We start from the raw sequence: 570 nt of genomic DNA, 5'->3' as shown, positions 1-570 counted from the left end.
GGGGTGGCGCCCGTTCAGAAGGCTGCTGCGCCCGCCGAGCTTTTCGCGCAAGGTGCCGGTCGCATAGCGCGTCTTGTATCGTCCACGCGCCTGCAACTCGGGCACGATCAGATCGGCGAAGTCTTCGTAGGCTTCAGGCGTAACCGCATAGCTCAGGTTGAAGCCGTCGATGCCGGTCTCGTCGACCCAGTCTTCGAGCGCATCAGCCACTTCGTTTGGCGCGCCGATGAAAACCGGTCCGCGTCCGCCGATCGCGTTGTGCAGGGCGAGTTCACGCACCGTCCAGATGCGCTCGGGATCGAGCCTCGTAAAGCCCTCCAGCGCCGAGGACGTGCCCGCGTCGAGCTGCATGTAGCGGATCGGCTCGTCGGGGTCGTAGGTCGAGAAGTCGATGCCAGTCCAGCCCGAGAACATGGCGAGCGCCGCCTCGGGCGTCACGTAGCGACGATAGTCCTCGTATTTGTCGCGCGCCTCGCGTGCAGTGCGGCCCGTGATGATCGTCGCCATTGTGAAGAACTGGATGTCGCGCGCATCCCGCCCGGCCTTCACCGCTTCGGCACGCGTTCCGGC

At 65.4% G+C, this 570-nt stretch carries 1 protein-coding gene; it reads right to left on the bottom strand.

The window, feature by feature from the left end:
* Nucleotides 1–570, bottom strand: a 570-nt coding sequence (locus AWB67_RS39240) for an LLM class oxidoreductase (protein ID WP_125477923.1), incomplete at both ends; no start/stop codon positions are given.

The sequence above is a fragment of the Caballeronia terrestris genome, from assembly GCF_001544515.1.
Lineage (GTDB): Bacteria > Pseudomonadota > Gammaproteobacteria > Burkholderiales > Burkholderiaceae > Caballeronia > Caballeronia terrestris.
Note: the sequence above shows the minus strand (reverse complement) of the source record. Positions and strands in the feature narration are given on the sequence as shown.